This window comes from Microcoleus sp. B6-A1 (genome assembly GCF_036705085.1).
Lineage (GTDB): Bacteria > Cyanobacteriota > Cyanobacteriia > Cyanobacteriales > Microcoleaceae > Microcoleus.
Genome location: NZ_JAUBTU010000076.1, coordinates 16134 through 36591 on the forward strand (window position 1 = coordinate 16134; position 20458 = coordinate 36591).

Consider the following 20458-nt stretch of genomic DNA (forward strand, 5'->3'; position numbering starts at 1 on the left):
TCATGATTCAGAAACCAAATCTCTTTTCTCGAATTGCTGGCATTTCTACGATCGTCCTTTGTGCAGTCGGCGGATTGTTGTACGTCAAAAAACCCGTACAATCTGTTCCCGCAAAACCAGCACCCGCAGAAATTGTACAAGCTACGGAAGTGCGATCGCTCCCCGGAAAACTCGACAACATCCCCCTCTTCAACAGCAACAGTCCCGAATGGGTCAAAAAAGAAGGCATTTTGCTTTCAACGTTTCCCCCAGACGGCAAAAAAGTCCCCGCAGCTCACCTGAACTTTGCCTTTCAAGGGCAATTCAACCTGTTTGCTCACCATTTTTCTCACACTCCGGCAAATTTACGCACTTTGTATATCGCAGCTTTGCTCTACAATCCCGGCTCCGAACCCGTGACGGTGGAAGTGTTGCAGGCTGCCAGTTACCTGATGGAACCAGACGCACCGTTCAAACAAAAACCAGCACTAAGTGAGACTCCCAACGGCGAAATATATTCTGGCCCTGGGATTCGCGCTGTCGATAACGTTTTGCGGGGAATGCGGCAGCCGGATTTTCCCGCAAAACTGCTGATTGCACCGGGAGAAACCGCATTGTTGATGAATCGCCCTATTCCCGTGCGGGGTCTGGAAACGCCGATAAATGGTCGTTCTACCTTTGTGCGGCTCAAAAGTAGCGGCAAGGTTTACGCCGCAACTTTGGCAATGTATGCACCTCAAAATGCTGATGGGGGCGAGCGCGCGCCAACTCTGGAAGAATGGCAGCAATTGCTGAATAATGGCGGTTTGGCAGGCCCCCGCGACAAAACCCCGACTCCCCCCGACGCGACTTCGGGAAGCCTGATTTACGGCCGCGTGGCAGGGGTGCAGCAAGGTTCGGGATGGGAAGCGGAATTAGTCGATCGCGATGCTAAAAATCTGGCAATTCCCCAGACTGGAAAAGCGATATCCTATGCGATCTCTACCTTGCGCGGGGGCACTTTGGGAACCCAACAAGTGCAAGCAGGAAAAATGCTGGCGCGCTATCCCGACACCGCTTACGAAGCCCACGGCAATTACGGCGTACACTACAATCTGATTTTGCCACTGCATAACACTGCCCAAAAACCGCAAACGGTAGCGGTGAGTTTGGAAACGCCTTTAAAAGAAGATCGACTCTCAAAAAATGGATTGCGATTTCGCCAACCTTCCCTAGATTTTCCCTATTTTCGAGGTACTGTGCGGCTGCGCTACCGAGATGATGGAGGTTACGATGTAACTCGCTACGTGCATTTGTGGCACCGTTTCGGTCAAGTTGTGGAACCGATGGTAAAGTTGAGGTTAGCTGCGACAGAAACGCAATCGGTAAAAATTGATTTTATTTATCCTCCCGATTCTACGCCCCCGCAAGTATTAACAGTGAGAACTTTGGAATAGTTGATTTATTTATTTCAGTCACTACCAGACCCAAAAAATATGTGATTTAATTTCTACATTAGTATGTAGGTGACAATATGTCTTCTTCACAACCCCCGTCAGGGGAAAGAAATCCTCTAGGATTGGATGAATTGATTGCTATCTTGGTTGCCTTCGGCACGATGGGAGCAATTTTATTTTGGGTAACAGGTAAAAATCCCGATCGATTGAATGCCAGAAATTGGCAATTTCCAGCCGTTTTTTCTCAGCCTGCTGTTACGCCCGCGACTCCGGGAATATTAACGCCAGAATCGCCAAATTCGGATTTGCGATCGCCCGCTGCAACCCCCGTTCCGTCAAAACCGGATGTCGCACCTGTTGCACCTTTAGGGCGGATTTTACCGGCAACTCCTCCGGTGGGTGTAATCGTTGTTCCTCCCAAGCCAATTGCGCGATCGACTCCCAATCCAGCAATTACCAAACCGAAAGCTGATAAACCCAAAGTTGGGCCCGTTAGATTCTCCGATGTTCCTGACAAATATTGGGCGCGTCCGTTCATTGTCGCTTTAGTCGATCGGAAAATCTTTACTGATTTCACGGACAACAAATTTCGTCCCGACGAACCGATGACGCGAGCAGAACTAGCGCGCTTGGTTCAGCGAATGTCCGACGACAAAGAGCCGATCCGAAAACCCATTGATTTTAAAGACGTAAAAGACAAGAGTCCTGTCGCTCCTGCGATCGACCGCAGCGTCAAAACTGGATATCTTAAAGGATACCCAAACAATGAGTTCCGTCCCGACAAAAATATTCCCCGCGTGGAAGTCATCACAGCTTTAGCGAGCGGTTTGAGCCTGAAACCCTCAACAAAAGCCAGCAAAACTTTACAGGTTTATACAGACAGGAAAAAAGTGCCGAAATGGGCAGTTAACAAAGTAGCAGCAGCCACAGAAGCTGGCATTGTGGTCAACCACCCGAAGCGCGCACTTCTGCAGCCTAATAGAACAGCAACTCGCGCTGAAGTAGCAGCCATGATTTACCAAGCTATGGCCAAAAAAGGGCAAGTACCTGCTAAGTCTTCTGAGTATGTTGTGCGACAGTAATTAGAGGACTGAAGCCCTTCTTTTTTCTATTAGTCTGACTTGGGCTTGCGGGTAGTCAGAAACCGGGTTTTTTGCGACAATACTTCCTCATAGCTGACAGAATCAGCCAAAAACCCGGTTTCTTGGGTTTGCCGGCCGTCAGAAACCGGTTTTTTTGCGACAATACTTCCTCATAGCTGACAGAATCAGCCAAAAACCCGGTTTCTTGGGTTTGCGGGCAGTTGAGATCGATGTTAAAATCACAGGAATCATGCCAAATCATCATTCCACACTCATTGATTCGATTTGAGGCAATTATTATGTATCATCAGATAAGACTTGGGGATAATCAGCTAGATAGCAGCGATCTTCAAGAAACAGTAGTTATTGATACTGATGGAGAAGTGATATTTTATCCCAATTTTTTTAGTATCGAAGAAAGCGATCGTCTTTTTTCCGATTTATATTCTAGTATTAACTGGAAACAGGATATTATTCATTTTTATGGAAAAAAGATACCTTTACCCCGACTTACAGGTTGGTATGGAGATGAAGGCAAATCCTATACATATTCCGGCATCGAACAGCATCCAGATCCTTGGACTCCCACACTCAAATTAATTAAATTAAAGGCTGAAGAGATATCAGAAGTTACTTTTAATAGCGTTCTTCTCAATCTATACCGTCACGGTAAAGATAGCGTTTCATGGCATAGCGATGACGAGCCAGAATTAGGAGAAAATCCGATTATAGCCTCAATTAGCTTTGGGGCAACTCGCCGATTTTCCTTAAAGCATAAAATCTCAAAAGACAACAAAATTGATATTAATTTGCTCAATGGTAGTTTGCTGTTGATGAAAGGTAAAACCCAGCATTGCTGGCAACATCAAATCCCTAAAACTTCTAAATTTGTGGAACCAAGAATCAATCTAACTTTTAGAGTTATCAAACCAGTTTAAAATAAATAAAATAAAATTTCATCGCTGCTATCAAATCAGGGTTAAGTGAGTTATGAAAAATCTACTTTTATTAGGAACCTTAAGCTTTAGTATTGCTTTTAGTTTGGGTATAGCAGTAGAAAAAAATATTCCTAAAAGTGCTGTCATAGGTGGTATAGCGACAATTAGCACGCTTAGTAGTGCCTTCGTTTTAAGCAAAAAATCTGACCGAGAACTTGAAAATATCCGCAGCCATGCCGAAAATTTAAAAAGCATTGAAAATCAGATTTTAAGCCTGAAAAATAAAAGAATAAAACTTGTACAGGCAATTGATAGCAGAACTAAATCAAAAACTACGATTGAAGAAGAATACAACTCAATTGCGATCGAAGTCGATCGGCTTAAAGAAGAGGTTAAATCTCTCAATATACAGCGAGAAAGTCTGCACAATGTAATTGCTAATCATAAAATTCAAGACCTAAAAATTAAACCTAAAATTCCTGTTAAAACTGAAGTAGCAAAACCAATCAAAAAGACAAGAAAGACAATATTGTACAATTGCATTTTAGATGGATTAGAAAATTCGACAGACTTTTATCACAAAAACAACCAGGGAACCTTTGAAAACTATTTACAATCCTTACAAAAACCCGCAGAAGAATTGTGGAATTCTTATAGATCGAATCAGGTTAAAGTAAATTATTCGGAGCAGTCAATTCAAGCAGTTTATTTGATGCGTTATTATCCCCATTATGCGTACATGAATTTTCAAATATTAGAAATGATACACGCTCAAAATTTATTGGACAATCTAACAAATGAAACGCTAGAAGTATGCTTGTTTGGTGCAGGGCCATGTCCAGAAATCGTAGGTTTAAGTAAATTATTATCAGATAAGTATCAAAACATTAAAAAATTAACTGTTAATGTATATGATATTGCTTCTGAGGAATGGACTTTAAGCAGAAATGTTACCAAAAAATTTGTGATACCGGAATACTGGTCAGGAGATTTAAAGCTAAATAGTAATTACCTAGATTTATGCGAATCTAATTCTCTTCACTCAATCAAAACAACAATTCAAAAAAGCCAAATGTTCATTTTTCAAAATTGTTTGAATGAAATTTATAATATATCTACAGTTCAAACAAATCTCAATTTTTTGCTTAATGAAATACCTGTAGGTGGTGTAATAATAATTATTGATTTATGTAACTATAACCAAAACACCACCATAATCGATCGATTGAAAGAACAAGTAAGTAATCGACATGATTTTGAAATTTATTGCCCTCAAGCTAAAGATACTAAAATTAAAGCTTGTTTTCCTATTCCACCACTAATCACACAACATCTCTTAACTGGAAAAGATAAGTTAGTACCTCGTAGTAAAGATATCGATTGTCTTTTTATAAGTTTGCACAAAATCAATTTAAAAGCTTTGTAATTGATATGAAATTCGGTTGCAAAGGCATCGTCACGTTTGCTACCCGTCTTAATTCTGAGGACTAAAGTTCTCACTCCGAACCAGTTTGTAGTAAGGACTTTAGTCCTTCTTTCTTAGTCCACGCTTGAGTGAACATAGAAACAAGTTAAATTAATCTTGAAACACCATAATACTGCCCGAATAGCAAGCTACCCAAACCTGATTAGTTTTCGGATCGTAAGTAATCCCGATCGGGCTTGAATTAACCTTCACTGTTTGCAGCACTTTCATATCGCTCGTCCTAACTTTGCTAACAGTATTCGAGAAATAGTTCACCACATAAAGTAGTTTTCCCTGATCGGAAATTGTCATACTGCGAGGTGCTTTTCCTGTCGAAACTTTGTCCACCACTTTACCTGTTTTTAGGTCAATTTTTGCCACATTTCCTTCACCATTTAAAGTGGCATAAAGATACTTTCCGTTGGGATCGATCGTCAAATGACGCGGCGCATTCCCAATATTCCTCAGCCATTCTACCGAAAAGTCGATGAGATTCACTTTCGCAATATCGGAAGAACCCATGATGGCAACATAGGCATTTTTTGAGTCGGGAGTAACAACAATACCGCGAGGATATGCACCCAGTTTCACCCGCTCGATTTCGATATTTTTATTGATATCAACTATGCTCAAATCCCAACTGCACCAATTGCTAGCGAGGGCGAAGCGATTGTCAGGCGAAACAGCATTGAATTTTGGAACTGCACCGACAGGAATTACCTTTTCTATTTTCAAAGTTTGGGTATTGATGCGGTACAGAAAACTTTGGTCGTGTTTTGCCGCTGGAGAGCACCTGTCGCTCCCCGGATTGCTAAACCCCGAACCGTACATTTGATAGTTGGATACGTAGGCATATTTGCCGTCAGTTGAAAAAGCCGCTTCTACGGGAGAGCCTTTATAATTGCCTTTGAATTTAGAAAAGCCGAACTTCGACAAGTTTACTGTATCGGGAATAGTCTTGACTAATTTAAAGTTCCTGTCGTAAACTGTGATTGTGTGGCTGTACATCATGTTTTGAGCAAAAAATAAACCCGAACCCGAATAAACTATTGATTTGGGCGAAATGTTGCCGTAAATTGTTTTTTTCAAGGTCATTTTTCCTTGAGTGTTGTCGGGAGGATTTACTAGCCTTGTGGTTGGTGATTCACTTTTTTTATCGTCGGATTTTTCGGTTTTAAATGGTGGCAAAGAGGGTTCTTGAAATAGAGGTTGTTTGGGCTGATTTTTAGTTGGATCTTCGACTTCGTTTGTGTTTTCTGTGGCGGTAGGAGATGGCGAAGGTCGATCGACATTTGGCGCTATTTTTTCCGCAGATTCACTACTCGCATCTTCCGGCTTACCTTTCAGCGCTGACAAGGTTTTAGGGCCGACAATTCCGTCAACTTTCAGGTTGTTCTCTGCTTGAAACTTTTTCACAGCAGCCTGGGTGACAGAACCGTAAAATCCTGTAGCCTTACCGCGAAAATATCCTGCTGCTTGCAGAGTTTGCTGGAGATTGGCAACTTCCGGGCCTGAATCACCTTTTTTGATGGCGAGTGCGGGATTAACTAAATTGAAAATTGTGAGAGCGATCGTAAAGAAAAGTAAAGGAGCAGAGGCTAAATTCCGGTGCATTTTTGAGTTTGTCGATCGAGTTTGACTCGCAGCCGTTTCCCAAGTTTCAGCTAAATGTAGGTAGGCCAGTCCGTCCATAGTTTTTACCGGGTATTTTTGGTGCTATGATACACCAGTTAATACCATTTTAGATTTGAGATTTGAGATTTTAGATGGGGAATGACTTATGCAATATGGGTTTGCAGCTTGCCTACAGTTGCATTCTTTTTTTAAAGTTGTATAACATTGATTAAAGGAAAAATCTTATTATAATCAAACTTAGGGTAAAATATCCTAGCATTTTTTAGAGCAGTTTTTAATGGTGTAAGCAAGTAGGAGCGATCGACAATGTTGAGTGGGGAACAAACAGCCGCAGAATCACCGACAAAACAATCCCGCCAGACGTTGCTGGGGGAAGGTTACGGGGGACTATGCCAGCGGGCTTGGGTAGAAATCGATTTAGCAGCTTTAACTCACAATGTAAAACAGCTTAAAAATCTCTTATCTCCCCACACAGAACTGATGGCAGTTGTGAAAGCGGATGCTTACGGGCATGGTGCTGTTGCAGTCAGTCAAACAGCATTGCAAGCAGGTGCTAGTTGGCTGGGAGTGGCGACAATTCCCGAAGGAATAGAATTGCGAGAAGCTGGGATAGAAGCGCCGATTTTGCTGTTGGGCGCAACCCATACAGCCCAACAGGTAAAGGCGATCGCCCAATGGCACTTGCAGCCGACTATTTGTACTGCCAAACAAGCCCTAATTTTTTCGGAAGTTCTCGCTGGTCTTAACCAATCTTTGCCAGTTCACGCTAAGTTAGATACGGGAATGTCTCGCTTGGGTACGCCCTGGCAGGAAGCAACAGAATTTGTGCAATTAGTCAAGCGGTTGCCCAATTTAAAATTAGCCAGTATTTACTCTCACTTGGCGACTGCAGACAGTCCCGACCCCACAGTTATGAGAGAGCAGCACCAGCGGTTTCAACAGGCGATCGAGCAAATTAAAATAGCAGGAATTAACCCCCCTCGCCTCCACTTGGCAAACTCTGCTGCCGCCCTTGTTGATTCGGATTTGCATTATGATTTAGTGCGAGTCGGTTTAGCTACCTACGGTCTATATCCCGCACCTCACTTGCAGTCGAGAACCAATTTGAAGCCCGCAATGCAGGTAAAAGCTAGGGTAACGCAGGTGAAAACAATTGAAGCAGGAACCGGCGTCAGTTACGGCTATCAATTTATAGCTCAGCGCCCGACACAGATTGCCGTAATTGGTATCGGCTATGCAGATGGTATTCCGCGCAATCTTTCTAATAAAATGCAGGTTTTAGTCCGGGGTCAGTTCGTGGGGCAAGTGGGAGCCGTGACGATGGATCAATTAATGCTGGATGTAACTGATATTCCCGATTTAGAAGTCGGTGAAGTGGTGACTCTGTTGGGCAAAGATGGGGAAAATCAAATTAGTGCTGACGATTGGGCCACGACTTTAGGAACTATTTCGTGGGAAATTCTCTGCGGTTTTAAACACCGATTGCCCCGCGTAGCAGTACACTATTAAGAATAGTCCGGCAGGGGTTTAAACCCCTGCCTCATAGCGGGAGCATCTCACTTTTGCAGCCAAGCTAGAAATTGGAGTTAGGAGTCAGGAGTCAGGAGCCAGGAGAAAAGAGGAGGAAGGAAGAAGGAAGGAGCCAGAAGAAGTGTTTTTACAAATATGAGATGCTCCCCCTCATAGCCAAAGTCGGTTTAAACCGACTCAAGAGTTTGAAGGATAAAATTATCGATTTTAGTCCTATTTTAGAGGACTTTAGCTATGAGATAGGGGTTTTTAACCCCTGTCGGACTCTCGGAATAAGCGATAAGACTGAGACCGCGTTTACCAATGCCCAATGCCCAATGCCCAATGCCCAATTCCAAATTCCAAATTCCAAATTAACATGACAGTTATTCAGACGTTTTTACCAATAGCCCAAACCTTCTATTCTCAGCTAAATGCAGAAAGAACACAAGCCTTGGAAGTAGCCCAAGAATTCTCGAAAAAATTCGTAGAATTGGGGTTTAAAATTGTACCTCAACTGCTGTGGGCGATCGGCATTTTGTTAATTACGCGATTTGCGATCGGCTTTGCGGGCCGCGTGACTCGCCGAGCACTGAGTCGCACCGAAGCCACGCTGCGGAAATTCTTAGTTCAAGCTGCTGAAATTACGATTTTGGTAGTGGGAGTAGTCGCGGCTTTGAGTCAGTTGGGAATTCAAACTACCAGCGTGGTTGCGGTGGTGGGTGCTGCGGGTTTGGCCATTGGTTTGGCGTGGCAAAATACTTTGTCCCACTTCGCTGCTGGGGTAATGTTGATTAGTTTGCGGCCCTTTGAAGTCGGGGATGGGATTGAAGCTGGGGATGTTAAGGGAGTGGTGGACAGCATCGGGATTTTTTCAACAACAGTGGTGACAGACGATCGCATAAAAATTATTGTCCCGAACAATCAGTTGTTTAACGGTACACTGAAAAATACAACGGCAATGGGAACGAGGCGAGTAGACTTGAAGATCGATATTGGCGATCGGCCAATTCGTCCAACTGTAGCTGAGTTATTAGAAATTGCCCACTCTCACCCGCTGGTGTTGGAGAATCCGCCCCCGACTTGTTTGGTGGCCGAGATTACTCCCGATACAACTATTTTATCTCTCCGACCTTGGTGCGCGTCGGTGGCCTACGAACAAGTGCGATCGCAAGTTCAACAATACGTCAAAGAGGCAATGGATGCCGACAAAAATCAAGAACAATAGATATCAATTTAAAATCTAAAACCCAAAATTTATCCGAGGTATTTCCCATGAGTCAGTGGTATCCACAGCAAATTTTGCAAGAACCCGGTGTCAGAATCACCGCCACCGAAAAACAAACAATTCTCAGCAAATTTCCGCCTCCCGACGAAAACGGTCAAATCTATGCCGACGGGGTTTTTGAAGGCGGCGGCGTGCGCGGAGTTGCGTTTTTAGGAGCACTCAGGTGCTGTAGCGATTTGGGCATCCGGTGGCGAAAATTGGCCGGCACTTCGGCAGGTGCAATTACAGCAGCAGTATTGGCAACCGACTTGTCAATAGATGATTTAGAGGAAATTTTAGGACAGCTTGATTACAGCATATTTTTAACTAAAAAAAACAGTCCTCTAATTTTAAACGGCGACCCCGCAGACGACTTGCAATCTCCTGCTTGGACGCTGCTTTTCCTAACTGTTAGCCGTCAGATGGGAGAATATTCGGCGCAACCGTTCCGGCAGTGGCTGGAAGCAATGCTCGGTCGAGGTAACTTGCACACTTTTGCCGATGTCAAACAAATCGTAAAAGAGCGGGAATTAAAAGTAGTAGTATCCAACCTTACTCGCGGTGAAATGTTGGTGCTGCCCGACGACTTACACCGACGCGAATCGACGGATTCCGATCCTTTGTACGAGCAGTTGCGACTCCAAAGTGCTGAACATTTTAGCGTGGCTGAAGCCGTTCGGTTGTCCATGAGTATTCCGCTATTTTTTGAGCCCGGAAAACTCGGCGATGACTTAATTGTAGATGGCGGAATTTTGAGCAATTTCCCCCTGTGGATTTATGACAAACAATCCCTCGGTGCGACTCCTGCTATGCCCCGCTGGTTTACCTTTGGGTTTCGATTAGTTGATACTGGAATTGAGAGTGAAGTTAAGATTGATACTCCGCTGTCGATGCTGGCGGCGATGTTCAGAACGATGATGAAAGCAAGAGACCGCTATCACCAGCGAGAAATGGATAAGGGCAGGGTGATTAATATTGATGTGACTGATGCTGGGGTGACGACGACGGACTTTAATCTCGATGCCGATCGCAAGGCTCACCTGTACCGCTTGGGGTATTTGTATACTAAGAGGTTCTTTTTGAGTTCCAATTTTAGTTGGCAAAAGCACTTGAAGGCTAGGGGCTTTGGAGAGTAGCTTTCGAGTCGGGAGTTCGGTCAGAGGCGGATTTTGGGTAACATCTGCCTTTTGCCTTCGGCGAAAAGTATACAGAGTAAGGGATTGAGGAATTTTTCAATTAGGGGTTGGCAAGAAGAGGATGTGTGTGCTATAGTTAGTTACTGTCATCTTGGAGAGGTGGCTGAGTGGTCGAAAGCGGCAGATTGCTAATCTGTTAAGGGTGTTAACATCCTTCGAGGGTTCAAATCCCTCCCTCTCCGTTTTAGAGCTTCTAGGAAAAAATTCCTTTTAATCAAATTTTTGGACGGGCTAGAAGCCCATCCCACAAAATTTTATTGTGGGATGGGCTTCTAGCCCGTCCCAATTATTTTTGCAGTTCAAGTCTAGTCTAGCCGCAATAATCAACTACTAAATCTAATTCAATGTCTTCATCGCTTCGACAAATTGCCGCGAGATAAAAGGTAAAATTTCTTCATTCTTGCTATTCTCTTTCCCCTCGGTAAATACAACCAACAAATACGGCCGCAAACCCGGTACTTCAATATAAGCAGCATCGTGACGCACTTGACTTGTCAGTCCCGCTTTTGACCACAATTTTGCTGATTCTGGCAATCCGCCACCTAAAAAACCTGTAACTTGATTTTCGGGATCTGCTTCTAATTCTGCTGGGTCTAAACTGCGTTTCATTAAACCCATCATTTCTTGCGATGCTTTGGCAGAAACAGCTACGCCGCCGATTATAGTGTGCAGCAAACGCGCCGCTGCATTTGTGGTCAGCATATTTCTATTTTCCATTAATTCTCCCAGAACTGCTCGCTCGCGACCGTAGGGGCCGTCACACCAGGTTTTCTGATTGACGTTAATATTTTCTAATTCCGGCCAATCCAATGATTGAAAGTAACGGTTGACGATGTTTCGCTGCTGTTTCCAAGTTTCAAAGGGGCCTGGTGATAATTCTGGGCCGCTGGTGGTGCCGGTGAGCGCGTCTACTACTAAACTGGTTGCGTCGTTGCTGGAATCAACTATCATATCTCGGACGGCGCGTTCTAATTCTGGCGATGTTTGAATCATGCCTTTTTGCGCCCATTCCCAGATGGCAACGAGGTAGAATAATTTGACGATGCTGGCTGGATAAATTCGTTCGGAAGCTCTAGCGCTAAAACCTCGCGGTTGATATTTCCAAAATTCTTCTGGACTCAGGGCACCGCCTGTATTGACTCGCACCGGCGGATCGTAGACTATCCAGGTAATGGCTATACTATCGCCACTTAATCCTGTAAATTCTGACAATGCGGAGTCTATAATGCTACTGCCGAGGGTTTCTAATTGTTCGTCTTTGTGAAAAAATGTCATGGTTAATGGCTGACGGTTAACGGTTAACGGCTAGCAGCTAATGGCAATCTATCGTTAAATGCGAACAATAAATGCGAACAATTAACAGCAAACAATGAGCAATTAGCAATGGCCAATTATCAATTATCTGATGTTGTGGAGTACCGGGCCCGATCGCACATAAATATTTACGATTCCCCAAAGTGCGATCGATTGGCAACTCAAGCAGCCCTAGGGCGGCATTTGCGAGTTGTTGACCCCCCCCAGCCCCCCCTTATCAAGGGGGGGAGAAATGCCATAGACTCGGTTGTTGAGGGGGATACAACGGCTGTGATGGTGCGACTGTGCGAAGATGATTATCCGGGATGGCTGGATATTCGAGATGTTGAGTTGCTCGATGTGGCAAAAACAGTGTATCATCCTCTGGTGCTTTCTGAGGCCCAAATCAAGGAAAAATTACCAATTGTAATTACTTTCGCTCGCGAGGCTATGAACCAATCCAATTATTATCTTTGGGGCGGTACAGTCGGGCCCAATTATGATTGTTCGGGCTTGATGCAAGCTGCTTTTGTGGCTGCGGGCATCTGGTTGCCGAGGGATGCTTATCAGCAGGAAGCTTTTACTAAACCTATTAGTATCAGTGCTTTAGAACCGGGGGATTTAGTATTTTTTGGTACGCCCGAAAAAGCCACTCATGTAGGATTATATCTCGGAGATAATCGCTACATTCACAGTTCGGGACAAGCACAAGGTCGCAACGGTATCGGTATCGATGTTTTGTCGGAGGATGGCGATCGAGTCAGTCAAGCTTATTACCAGCAATTGCGGGGATATGGTAAAGTTGTGGCAAGTTATCAACCTAATTAGTTGTTGACTGTTGACTGTTGACTGTTGACTGTTAACTAATGACTAATGACTGTTGACTGTTGACTGTTAACTAATGACTAATGACTAATGACTGTTGACTGTTAACTAATGACTAATGACTAATGATTACTGATATTATCGAATAAAAAAATGGACGCTGCATTATTTTTGGAAAAATTGGCGAGACAGCAAGCTGAGGCTGAGGTTGTTCTCGATGTTTCGGTGGTGGTGCCGGTGTATAATGAGGTGGAAAGTTTGCCTCATTTGATTGAGGCGATCGCCTCTTCTATCCAACCCTCTGGACTCAGCTATCAAATTATTTGTGTAGATGACGGTTCTAAGGACGGTTCTGCTGAACTTCTCCAGCAGTTAGCCAGCACTCGCGATGACCTTTGTGCTGTAATTTTGCGCCGCAATTACGGGCAAACTGCTGCCATGTCGGCAGGTTTCGATCGCGCTCGCGGTCGTGCTATTGTTACCCTAGACGGCGATTTGCAAAATGATCCGGCTGATATTCCGCTATTGTTGGCAAAGTTAGATGAAGGCTACGATTTAGTTAGCGGCTGGCGCAAAAATAGGCAAGACAATACTATTAGCCGGTTGATTCCTTCTAAAATTGCTAACTGGTTAATTGGTCGCGTTACAGGCGTAACTTTGCACGACTACGGCTGTTCTTTGAAAGCTTATAAATCCGAGTTGGTAGCAGACTTGAATCTCTACGGGGAATTGCACCGCTTTTTGCCTGCTTTGGCGTTTATTGAAGGGGCGAGAATTGCAGAACTGCCTGTGCGCCATCACGCCCGCCGTTTCGGTCAAAGTAAGTACGGAATTTGGCGGACTTTTCGGGTGTTGATGGATTTGTTAACTATTTCTTTTATGAAAAAGTTCCTGACTCGACCGATGCACGTTTTTGGACTTTTGGGACTGACTTCTATGACGTTGGGAACGGTTTTAGGGATTTATTTGACAGTCTTAAAATTGGGTTTTGGCCAAATTATTGGGAACCGTCCTTTGCTGATTTTGGCTGTGGTTTTGCTGTTGACTGGCGTACAGTTATTTTGTTTTGGTTTGCTGGCTGAAGTGATGATGCGGACTTATCACGAGTCGCAGGGAAAACCGATTTATCGGGTGCGCGAGGTGTTTGGTTCTAAGTAACTAAATGACTTTTTTTCATCTTCCCGATCCCCCCTAGCCCCCCTTAATAAGGGGGGGACAAGAGTATGTTCATAGTCAACCCCTACTCCCCTTATTAAGGGGGATTTAGGGGGATCGAGACTTTGATAAAAATGAGAGAGACAGTGGGTTTTAGGCTTAAGTTGACACCAATACTTTCTAACTCATCACTTTTTGAGCTTGTCGGAGAGATTGAATAGTTGCGATCGCGTGTTCGGCGACTGCATCTATTTCGGCTTCGGTATTGAACCGGCCAATACCGAACCGAATTGAAGCATAAGCTAATTTGTCCGATCGCCCGATCGCTGCTAAAACATGAGATGGAGCTATTTTCGCAGAAGTGCAAGCAGAGCCAGAAGAAACTGCCGCCGCCGGTTGCAAACCCAACATCAACGCTTGACCGTCAACCCCGCCTACACTAATATTGAGATTCCCCGGCAATCTCTTAGTCGCGTGACCGTTAAGAACAACATCGCCCAATTCACTCAAATTTTCCCACAAACGCTGCCGCAAATTAACCACTCGTTCGGTTTCCGACTGCATTTCTGCAATTGCCAATTCTACTGCTTTGGCAAACCCAACTATTTGCGGCGGGTAGAGAGTTCCCGATCGCATTCCCCGTTCGTGGCCTCCTCCGTGCATTTGCGGCGCTAGTTGCACTCTCGGTTTGTTGCGACGCACGTAGAGAGCACCGATGCCTTTTGGCCCGTAAATTTTGTGGGCTGTCAAGGACATTAGATCGATATTCATCTCCTCTACGTCGAGGGGAATTTTGCCGATCGCCTGTGCCGCATCTGTGTGAAAAAGAATGTCATTTCCGCGACAAATTGCAGCAATTTCTGCGATCGGCTGGATGACTCCTATTTCGTTGTTAGCCGTCATCACTGAAACTAAAATTGTCTCGGCCCGAATCGCTTTGATCAAATCGCCTATATCAATCAGCCCGTCGCTTTTCACGGGTAAAACCGTGATGTCAAACCCCAATTTTTGCAAATAGGTACAGGGGTCAAGAATTGCATTGTGTTCGGTTTTTACTGTGATAATGTGCTTTCCTTTGCTGAAATAAGCTTCGGCGATACCTTTAATCGCTAAGTTATTTGCTTCGGTTGCACCGCTGGTAAAAACAATTTCTTCGGGAGAAGCATTGATCGCTTCTGCTATGATTTGTCGTGACTGTTTTACCGCTGCTTCTGCTTCCCAGCCGTAGACGTGGCTGATGCTGGCTGCGTTGCCGAACTGTTCGGTGAAATACGGCAGCATCGCATCAAGTACCCGTTTGTCTACGGGGGTTGTGGCGTGGTTGTCGAGGTATATAGGACGTGCGGACATAGTGCAGTTTTGGTTGAAAAAAGTGTTAGGTTTATTGTAGACGAGCCCCTTGTTCTACTACAAAACTTTATAATTAAGAAATATTTGTGAAGATTTATGCGAGCTGACATTCAGGGATTAGAAATTACTGTCGGTGAGCTCAAGCACCTCACAGGCGCCGGGCCCGATCGCGTATACCGGCCGCCGACAGCGACTAAGTTTGCCCGCGAAGCTTTGAAAACTGTCGGTTTAATTGTTTTGGTTCTAATCAGTTGTTGGCTGCTGGTTGCGATATTTCCTAGGGCGTATGTGTGGTGGTTCGTCCTTCACTTCGCTGCGATAGTTGGTTTAATCTTGGAGGATGCCTGGAAAATTTGGTGCAGTCGGCAAAACCAACATTTAATCAATCTTTTTGATGATGTCGATCGCTATAATGGTATAATCAAAGCGATCGCCATTAATGATCGGATAGAAGATGCTGGCAATGCGGAAGTCAAAATCGGCGATCGGGCAAAAGTCATTCAAGCCTTGCAGCTAATCAGAGACGATTTAGTTCGAGCTTTGAAAACCGAAAGAATTCTCAGGGAAAACAAAAAATTTGTCGCTACTAACTCCGAATTGTTTGCCAATAATTTGAGAACTTTGAATGCCCTGCAAATTAGCGATAAATCGAGCCAGCCGGGGCGATTGCTCAACGAAGCTTTGCAAGTAGCCGTGGGAGTTCAAGCAGAAATGAAAAAGTTGCAAGATCGAAACGCTGCTAATTTTAAAAATGGCAAAAGTTAGTAGCGTGCACTGCTGCGTGCGCCTCTTACCCCGTAGCAATATGCAGCTTACTGAACCGCAACAGGCAGGATGCCTGTTCCACTCGAACTCAAAGACCTTTTTAAAATTATGAATTAGGAGAATTGTTAAAAAAATAGGGAGCATCTCATATTTGTAAAAACACTTATAATGGCTCCTTCCTTCTTCCTCATTCCTTCTTCCTCCTTCTTCTTTCCTCCTGACTCCTGACTCCTGACTCCTGGCTCCAATTTCTAGCTTGGCTGCATAAGTGAGATGCTCCCAAAAAATATCATAATTATTGTAAATTTTTATCTATTACGTAACAGGTAAGGATATCTTGGAAAGGTGACGTTAACAACCAGGTCAGTATGTCTTCTGCCAAACCCAAGATTATAGTTCTCGACGACGATCCGACAGGTTCTCAAACCGTGCACAGTTGCTTACTGCTGACACGTTGGGACGAAGACACCCTGCGTTTGGGGCTGCGGGACAAGTGCCCGATTTTCTTCATACTGACAAATACTCGATCGCTAACTCCCGAAAAAGCAGCCTCCGTCACCCGCGAAGTGTGCCAAAATCTAAAAAGGGCGATCGCCAGCGAAAAAATCGAAGACTTCCTAATAGTTAGCCGTTCCGATTCTACCCTGCGCGGTCACTATCCCATCGAAACCGACGCGATCGCCGAAGAACTTGGCCCCTTCGATGCCCATTTTCTAATTCCCGCCTTTTTTGAAGGAGGCAGAATTACCCGCCACAGCGTGCATTACCTAATGGTTAACAGCGTCGCAACGCCTGTTCACCAAACCGAATTTGCCAAAGATTCAGTCTTCGGCTACAGTCACAGTTACTTGCCCGACTACGTAGAAGAAAAAACCAAAGGTCGCATCCCCGCTGATGCAGTCGATCGCATTTTACTCGCAGACATCCGCTACGGAAGTTTAGATCGACTGATGGAGATGAAAGACAACCAATGTGCAGTTGTTGACGGCGAAAGCCAAGCCGATTTAGACACATTTGCCAAACACATTCTCGCTGCCGCCAGTCATGGCAAAAAGTTTTTATTCCGCAGCGGGGCGAGTATTTTAACATCCTTAGCTGACCTCGGCCCGCAGCCAGTAGCAGCCGACGAAATGGCAAAATACGTGAGGGACGGCAAACCGGGTGCAGTAATAGTTGGTTCCCACGTTAAGAAAACTACTGAACAATTGGAACGCTTGTTAAAAGAACCCAATATAGTTAGCATTGAAATAGATGTATCTCACTTGTTAGAAGATTCACCCGAGTATCGCACCCAAATGCTCGATGAAATTCTCGAAAAAGTCCGCACTTCTCATGCCGATGGCAAAACGCCTGTAATTTATACCAGCCGCAAGGAACTCGAATTTGACAATGCAGAAATTAGGTTAAAATTTGGAGAGGCGGTTTCTGCTTTATTGATGGATATCGTGCGGGGACTGCCTGCGGATATCGGGTTTTTGATTAGCAAGGGCGGTATTACTTCTAATGATGTTTTGAGTACAGGTTTGTCTCTGAAAAGTGTCAGGCAAATCGGTCAAATTATTGCCGGTTGTTCGGTGGTGAAAACCGATGCAGATCATCCTCTGTTTCCCAATTTGCCAGTTGTTTTGTTTCCGGGAAATGTGGGGGATAGCCATGCTTTGGCTACGGTTTACAAGCGGCTGAGCAAGTAACCAGCAGACGGAGTTCAAAAAACAAAATACTCAGAACCCCGACTTCTTAGAGAAGTCGGGGTTCTAACATCTTGAAATTTTCATGCCAGAGCCTGTCTTGACAATCCCCTCAAATAAGCCCAATGCTGCAACTCCTGTAAAACTCGCTCTTCAGATTACGAATAAAACGGCATCCTCGTTGCGCTTCTAATAGTTAAATACAACGTTACAGATTCTAGGGCAAGATGGTAAAAAACTGCGGTAGATTGTATCTATCGCTACTTTTTGCACCAAGCATCCGGGAGAGCCGTTCTACTGCTATAGCAATCCGATCTGAGTCTCACAACACAACGCCCTCTTGTCTTCCTAGACTTGTTGTATAGCAAGACTTTCAGATTTTACGGATCTAGAAAATCACTTAGGATTGCTATAGTAGTAGGGAAAATTGGTCTAAAAAAATTCGGTAGTTTTACGGTTACAAGATTAATAGATTTGTCCTAATATATACAGTCAAACGGAACCCAGTTGACTACTTTACAATTACTGGCATTGATGATTTAGTTGGCGCAATAGTAGAAACAGCTTTTCCTATTCAACTAGCTTTTTTGGAAGAGAGAGGGTAGCAAATATGACATCAGGAGAATCTTTTGAGAAGAGTGTAATCGAAGTGGATGGTGTCCAATTTGAAACTTTAATGCCAGAGCGCACGTTCAGTATTCCAGTGGAACCACTCAGCCCCGATGGCAATATGGATATCCCTGTGCAGTTGGGTATTCGCATTACCAACAACACACCTATGCCGTTTCGTTTCAGTTCCTATGGCAGATTAACTCCAGAACTTATGGGTGCGGACAGTCAATTACTACCCAGCATTTTCCTTCGCATTAGACGCCTAAAACCTAAAGAGTCATATTTTCCGTTAGCTATGCCTGAAGAAAGCATTACCTTCTTTCCAAATGCAAGGCTCATCTGGTCTAAGCGTGTGAACGAGTTAAAAATTAGCATTGCCAAAGGCACGGGTGGCTATTGGAATTTTGACATTCTCAATCCGGGAGCATATCATGTTCGATTTATCTATAAAAATGAAAACGAGGTTGATAGAATAAACGATCGAGGCCAAGAAGGGACAAAGCCAACATTATTAGAAAGATTATGGACTGGTAGGGTTATTACACCATTTGTCAAATTCTGCATAGTCTCATCCTGAACAGAAGTTACCTCACAAGTGTTGTCTACCAACACTAACAACATTCATTACATTGATTCCAGAAATGGTAGGACAAAATGGTCGATCGCTGCGACTACAAAAAGCTAGAGAGCGATCGCAGCTATTAGCATAATAGGAGGATAACAAACATGACATCTAGTGAATGTGATGGCAGCAGAGAATCTTTTGACAGCAATGCCGTTGAAGCAAATGGCATATTCATAGAAGTCACGAATCCAAGTCCAAGGTTTTATCCTACCCCAGTCTTTCCCATCCCCAAAAATCTGCTTGGAACCCATACTTCTATCCAAGTGACGCTGCGTATTATCAACAACACTTCAACTTCCTTTCGCCTCAACCCATCCCAAACCTTTATTCCAGAGGTTTGGGCATCCGATCGTCAAACAAGACAAAGACTTCGAGATATTGATTGTCTTGCAGCTAGCACTCACCCAAACAGACCTTTCGATCGAGAAGCAACGAGCGGGTTAGCTGGTTTAAGACCCAACTTAGCCCCTGCGATCGAACACAACGAGACGAGAAATTTTGATTGGTGGGAAATCAAACCAGAACTTCCAAGAATTATTTTTCTAACCGCATTGCTTTATTGGGATAATAACTTGCTTGTACTTAAAGTTCCTACTATTCCTGACAATTCTCTAAGTTCGATAGACCATAACAATTTCTGGTATTTCGAGGTACTCCCCGAACAAACCTATCAGCTTCGATTCGTCTTTAACACCGATCGCAATACTACACCTGTTTCCCAGTCAGATACTAAAGAAGTAAGAACTGTACCAGAAACGGGATCGGGGCTGTTGCCAAGCTCTTTTGTGAATCTTCGCCTAGTTATGCCCGTATCAAGTGATAGTAGTGCAATTGAAGTGGATGGCATTCAGTTCAAAACAGAGATGCCGGAGCCAGTATTAACTATCCCTCCTAATCTGCCTGGTAATCAGACTACTGTGAAGCTAGGTATCCGGGCTACTAACAATACATCAACCGCTTTTCGCTTTCAGCAATTAGATTCCCTTGACTTAACACTAATAGGTGACGACGGTAAAGAAATAAAATGGAGGAGCGACCTCATGAGATCCTGGGTAGGTAAAGGGCCAAACTATTACTTAGCTCCACCAAGAGATAGTGCCTTATTTGTTTTAGATGGAACGCTTTCCTGGCATGGGAATCGGCTTATACTCGCAATTCCCAACCAAGCTGGAGGCTTCTATTATTTTTATGACCTCAAGCCCGGTACATATCATCTTGGAGTGATCTACCACGTTTCCGCACTAAGCGTAACCAACCTTAAAGAACAGGTATTAGAAAAAGTCTGGACTGGTTGGATAACTCTGCCTTTTGTAGACTTACACCTAGTAAATTGATGAACATACGAAACTTTATTGATAAATTATATATTGTAGTGTAACAATACTCCGGACAGTTTTTAAAGAGGGATGCGATGGCTTCGGCAAGCAACGCTTACGCAATAAATCACAGAAGCGAAAAAAGTGAGTGCAATCTGAACCCAAAATGAACAGAAAAAAAGGCGCTCTTTTAGGTTAAGCTATAAAAACACACAAGCTTAACAGATTGCCTTATGAAGATTATTGAATCCATCTTACAACAAATGCCAGGGATTAGTCAACCCCAAAAGAAGTTTTTAATCACTTTATTCTCAACTATTTT

At 44.0% G+C, this 20458-nt stretch carries 16 protein-coding genes and 1 tRNA gene; 14 read left to right on the top strand and 3 right to left on the bottom strand.

Going from position 1 to position 20458, the window contains the following annotated elements:
- Positions 1–2: 2 nt before the first annotated feature.
- The 4 genes from QUB11_RS23485 to QUB11_RS23500 all read left to right on the top strand — a co-directional run bounded on the left by QUB11_RS23485 (position 3) and on the right by QUB11_RS23500 (position 4861).
- A complete protein-coding gene (locus QUB11_RS23485; RefSeq protein WP_333205548.1) occupies positions 3–1415 on the top strand; it encodes a DUF3370 domain-containing protein in 1413 nt (470 codons plus the stop codon).
- Between the two features lie 77 nt (positions 1416–1492).
- Positions 1493–2497 carry an S-layer homology domain-containing protein gene (locus QUB11_RS23490; protein WP_333205547.1) on the top strand — a complete coding sequence of 335 codons (1005 nt, stop codon included), beginning with the start codon at positions 1493–1495 and terminating at the stop codon, positions 2495–2497.
- Between the two features lie 230 nt (positions 2498–2727).
- Complete coding sequence (locus tag QUB11_RS23495; RefSeq protein WP_333205546.1) at positions 2728–3435, top strand: alpha-ketoglutarate-dependent dioxygenase AlkB; 708 nt, start codon at positions 2728–2730, stop codon at positions 3433–3435.
- A 52-nt stretch (positions 3436–3487) separates the two neighbouring features.
- Positions 3488–4861: a hypothetical protein gene (locus QUB11_RS23500; RefSeq protein ID WP_333391844.1), complete on the top strand. Its 1374-nt coding sequence runs from the start codon at positions 3488–3490 to the stop codon at positions 4859–4861.
- A gap of 150 nt (positions 4862–5011) precedes the next feature.
- Here the strand turns inward: QUB11_RS23500 and QUB11_RS23505 are convergent, their stop codons facing one another.
- A complete protein-coding gene (locus QUB11_RS23505) occupies positions 5012–6592 on the bottom strand; it encodes a peptidoglycan-binding protein (RefSeq protein WP_333391846.1) in 1581 nt (526 codons plus the stop codon).
- A 249-nt stretch (positions 6593–6841) separates the two neighbouring features.
- On the opposite strand from QUB11_RS23505, the gene alr reads away from it, so the two are divergent.
- The 4 genes from alr (at position 6842) to QUB11_RS23525 (ending at position 10689) form a co-directional block, all read left to right on the top strand.
- Positions 6842–8044 carry an alanine racemase gene (alr, locus tag QUB11_RS23510; RefSeq protein ID WP_333391848.1) on the top strand — a complete coding sequence of 401 codons (1203 nt, stop codon included), beginning with the start codon at positions 6842–6844 and terminating at the stop codon, positions 8042–8044.
- Between the two features lie 379 nt (positions 8045–8423).
- The gene (locus QUB11_RS23515; protein ID WP_333225227.1) at positions 8424–9272 is read left to right on the top strand and encodes a mechanosensitive ion channel family protein; all 849 of its coding nucleotides are present in this window, start codon (positions 8424–8426) and stop codon (positions 9270–9272) included.
- Between the two features lie 47 nt (positions 9273–9319).
- Positions 9320–10447, top strand: a complete 1128-nt coding sequence (locus QUB11_RS23520) for a patatin-like phospholipase family protein (RefSeq protein WP_333391851.1) — start codon at positions 9320–9322, stop codon at positions 10445–10447.
- A 153-nt stretch (positions 10448–10600) separates the two neighbouring features.
- Positions 10601–10689, top strand: a tRNA-Ser gene (locus tag QUB11_RS23525).
- A 154-nt stretch (positions 10690–10843) separates the two neighbouring features.
- Here QUB11_RS23525 and QUB11_RS23530 read toward each other — a convergent pair.
- The gene (locus tag QUB11_RS23530) at positions 10844–11782 is read right to left on the bottom strand and encodes a serine hydrolase (RefSeq protein ID WP_333391853.1); all 939 of its coding nucleotides are present in this window, start codon (positions 11780–11782) and stop codon (positions 10844–10846) included.
- A 108-nt stretch (positions 11783–11890) separates the two neighbouring features.
- Between QUB11_RS23530 and QUB11_RS23535 the strand changes: the two genes are divergently transcribed.
- Entirely contained in the window at positions 11891–12628 is a 738-nt protein-coding gene (locus QUB11_RS23535) for a C40 family peptidase (protein ID WP_333205544.1), read from the top strand.
- Positions 12629–12778: 150 nt separating this feature from the next.
- Positions 12779–13783 (top strand): glycosyltransferase family 2 protein, encoded by a 1005-nt coding sequence (locus QUB11_RS23540; protein ID WP_333205543.1) that lies wholly within the window; start codon positions 12779–12781, stop codon positions 13781–13783.
- 177 nt (positions 13784–13960) lie between these two features.
- On the opposite strand, the gene QUB11_RS23545 is transcribed toward QUB11_RS23540, so the two are convergent.
- Positions 13961–15130 (bottom strand): IscS subfamily cysteine desulfurase, encoded by a 1170-nt coding sequence (locus QUB11_RS23545; protein ID WP_333391855.1) that lies wholly within the window; start codon positions 15128–15130, stop codon positions 13961–13963.
- A gap of 96 nt (positions 15131–15226) precedes the next feature.
- On the opposite strand from QUB11_RS23545, the gene QUB11_RS23550 reads away from it, so the two are divergent.
- From QUB11_RS23550 to QUB11_RS23565, 4 genes are all read left to right on the top strand, one after another.
- Positions 15227–15895, top strand: coding sequence for a hypothetical protein (locus tag QUB11_RS23550; protein ID WP_333391857.1), 669 nt, complete (start codon positions 15227–15229; stop codon positions 15893–15895).
- Between the two features lie 368 nt (positions 15896–16263).
- Positions 16264–17586 (top strand): four-carbon acid sugar kinase family protein, encoded by a 1323-nt coding sequence (locus QUB11_RS23555; protein ID WP_333391859.1) that lies wholly within the window; start codon positions 16264–16266, stop codon positions 17584–17586.
- A gap of 607 nt (positions 17587–18193) precedes the next feature.
- Positions 18194–18772 carry a hypothetical protein gene (locus QUB11_RS23560; RefSeq protein ID WP_333391861.1) on the top strand — a complete coding sequence of 193 codons (579 nt, stop codon included), beginning with the start codon at positions 18194–18196 and terminating at the stop codon, positions 18770–18772.
- A gap of 149 nt (positions 18773–18921) precedes the next feature.
- Positions 18922–20154: a hypothetical protein gene (locus QUB11_RS23565; RefSeq protein ID WP_333391863.1), complete on the top strand. Its 1233-nt coding sequence runs from the start codon at positions 18922–18924 to the stop codon at positions 20152–20154.
- Positions 20155–20458 lie beyond the last annotated feature (304 nt).

What these genes read in the sequence shown, in the direction of transcription:
- QUB11_RS23485 (WP_333205548.1), top strand. Translation starts at nt 3, where the DNA reads ATGATTCAGAAACCAAATCTCTTTTCTCGAATTGCTGGCATTTCTACG.
- QUB11_RS23490 (WP_333205547.1), top strand. Translation starts at nt 1,493, where the DNA reads ATGTCTTCTTCACAACCCCCGTCAGGGGAAAGAAATCCTCTAGGATTG.
- QUB11_RS23495 (WP_333205546.1), top strand. Translation starts at nt 2,728, where the DNA reads ATGTTAAAATCACAGGAATCATGCCAAATCATCATTCCACACTCATTG.
- QUB11_RS23500 (WP_333391844.1), top strand. Translation starts at nt 3,488, where the DNA reads ATGAAAAATCTACTTTTATTAGGAACCTTAAGCTTTAGTATTGCTTTT.
- QUB11_RS23505 (WP_333391846.1), bottom strand. Translation starts at nt 6,592, where the DNA reads ATGGACGGACTGGCCTACCTACATTTAGCTGAAACTTGGGAAACGGCT.
- alr (WP_333391848.1), top strand. Translation starts at nt 6,842, where the DNA reads ATGTTGAGTGGGGAACAAACAGCCGCAGAATCACCGACAAAACAATCC.
- QUB11_RS23515 (WP_333225227.1), top strand. Translation starts at nt 8,424, where the DNA reads ATGACAGTTATTCAGACGTTTTTACCAATAGCCCAAACCTTCTATTCT.
- QUB11_RS23520 (WP_333391851.1), top strand. Translation starts at nt 9,320, where the DNA reads ATGAGTCAGTGGTATCCACAGCAAATTTTGCAAGAACCCGGTGTCAGA.
- QUB11_RS23530 (WP_333391853.1), bottom strand. Translation starts at nt 11,782, where the DNA reads ATGACATTTTTTCACAAAGACGAACAATTAGAAACCCTCGGCAGTAGC.
- QUB11_RS23535 (WP_333205544.1), top strand. Translation starts at nt 11,891, where the DNA reads ATGGCCAATTATCAATTATCTGATGTTGTGGAGTACCGGGCCCGATCG.
- QUB11_RS23540 (WP_333205543.1), top strand. Translation starts at nt 12,779, where the DNA reads ATGGACGCTGCATTATTTTTGGAAAAATTGGCGAGACAGCAAGCTGAG.
- QUB11_RS23545 (WP_333391855.1), bottom strand. Translation starts at nt 15,130, where the DNA reads ATGTCCGCACGTCCTATATACCTCGACAACCACGCCACAACCCCCGTA.
- QUB11_RS23550 (WP_333391857.1), top strand. Translation starts at nt 15,227, where the DNA reads ATGCGAGCTGACATTCAGGGATTAGAAATTACTGTCGGTGAGCTCAAG.
- QUB11_RS23555 (WP_333391859.1), top strand. Translation starts at nt 16,264, where the DNA reads ATGTCTTCTGCCAAACCCAAGATTATAGTTCTCGACGACGATCCGACA.
- QUB11_RS23560 (WP_333391861.1), top strand. Translation starts at nt 18,194, where the DNA reads ATGACATCAGGAGAATCTTTTGAGAAGAGTGTAATCGAAGTGGATGGT.
- QUB11_RS23565 (WP_333391863.1), top strand. Translation starts at nt 18,922, where the DNA reads ATGACATCTAGTGAATGTGATGGCAGCAGAGAATCTTTTGACAGCAAT.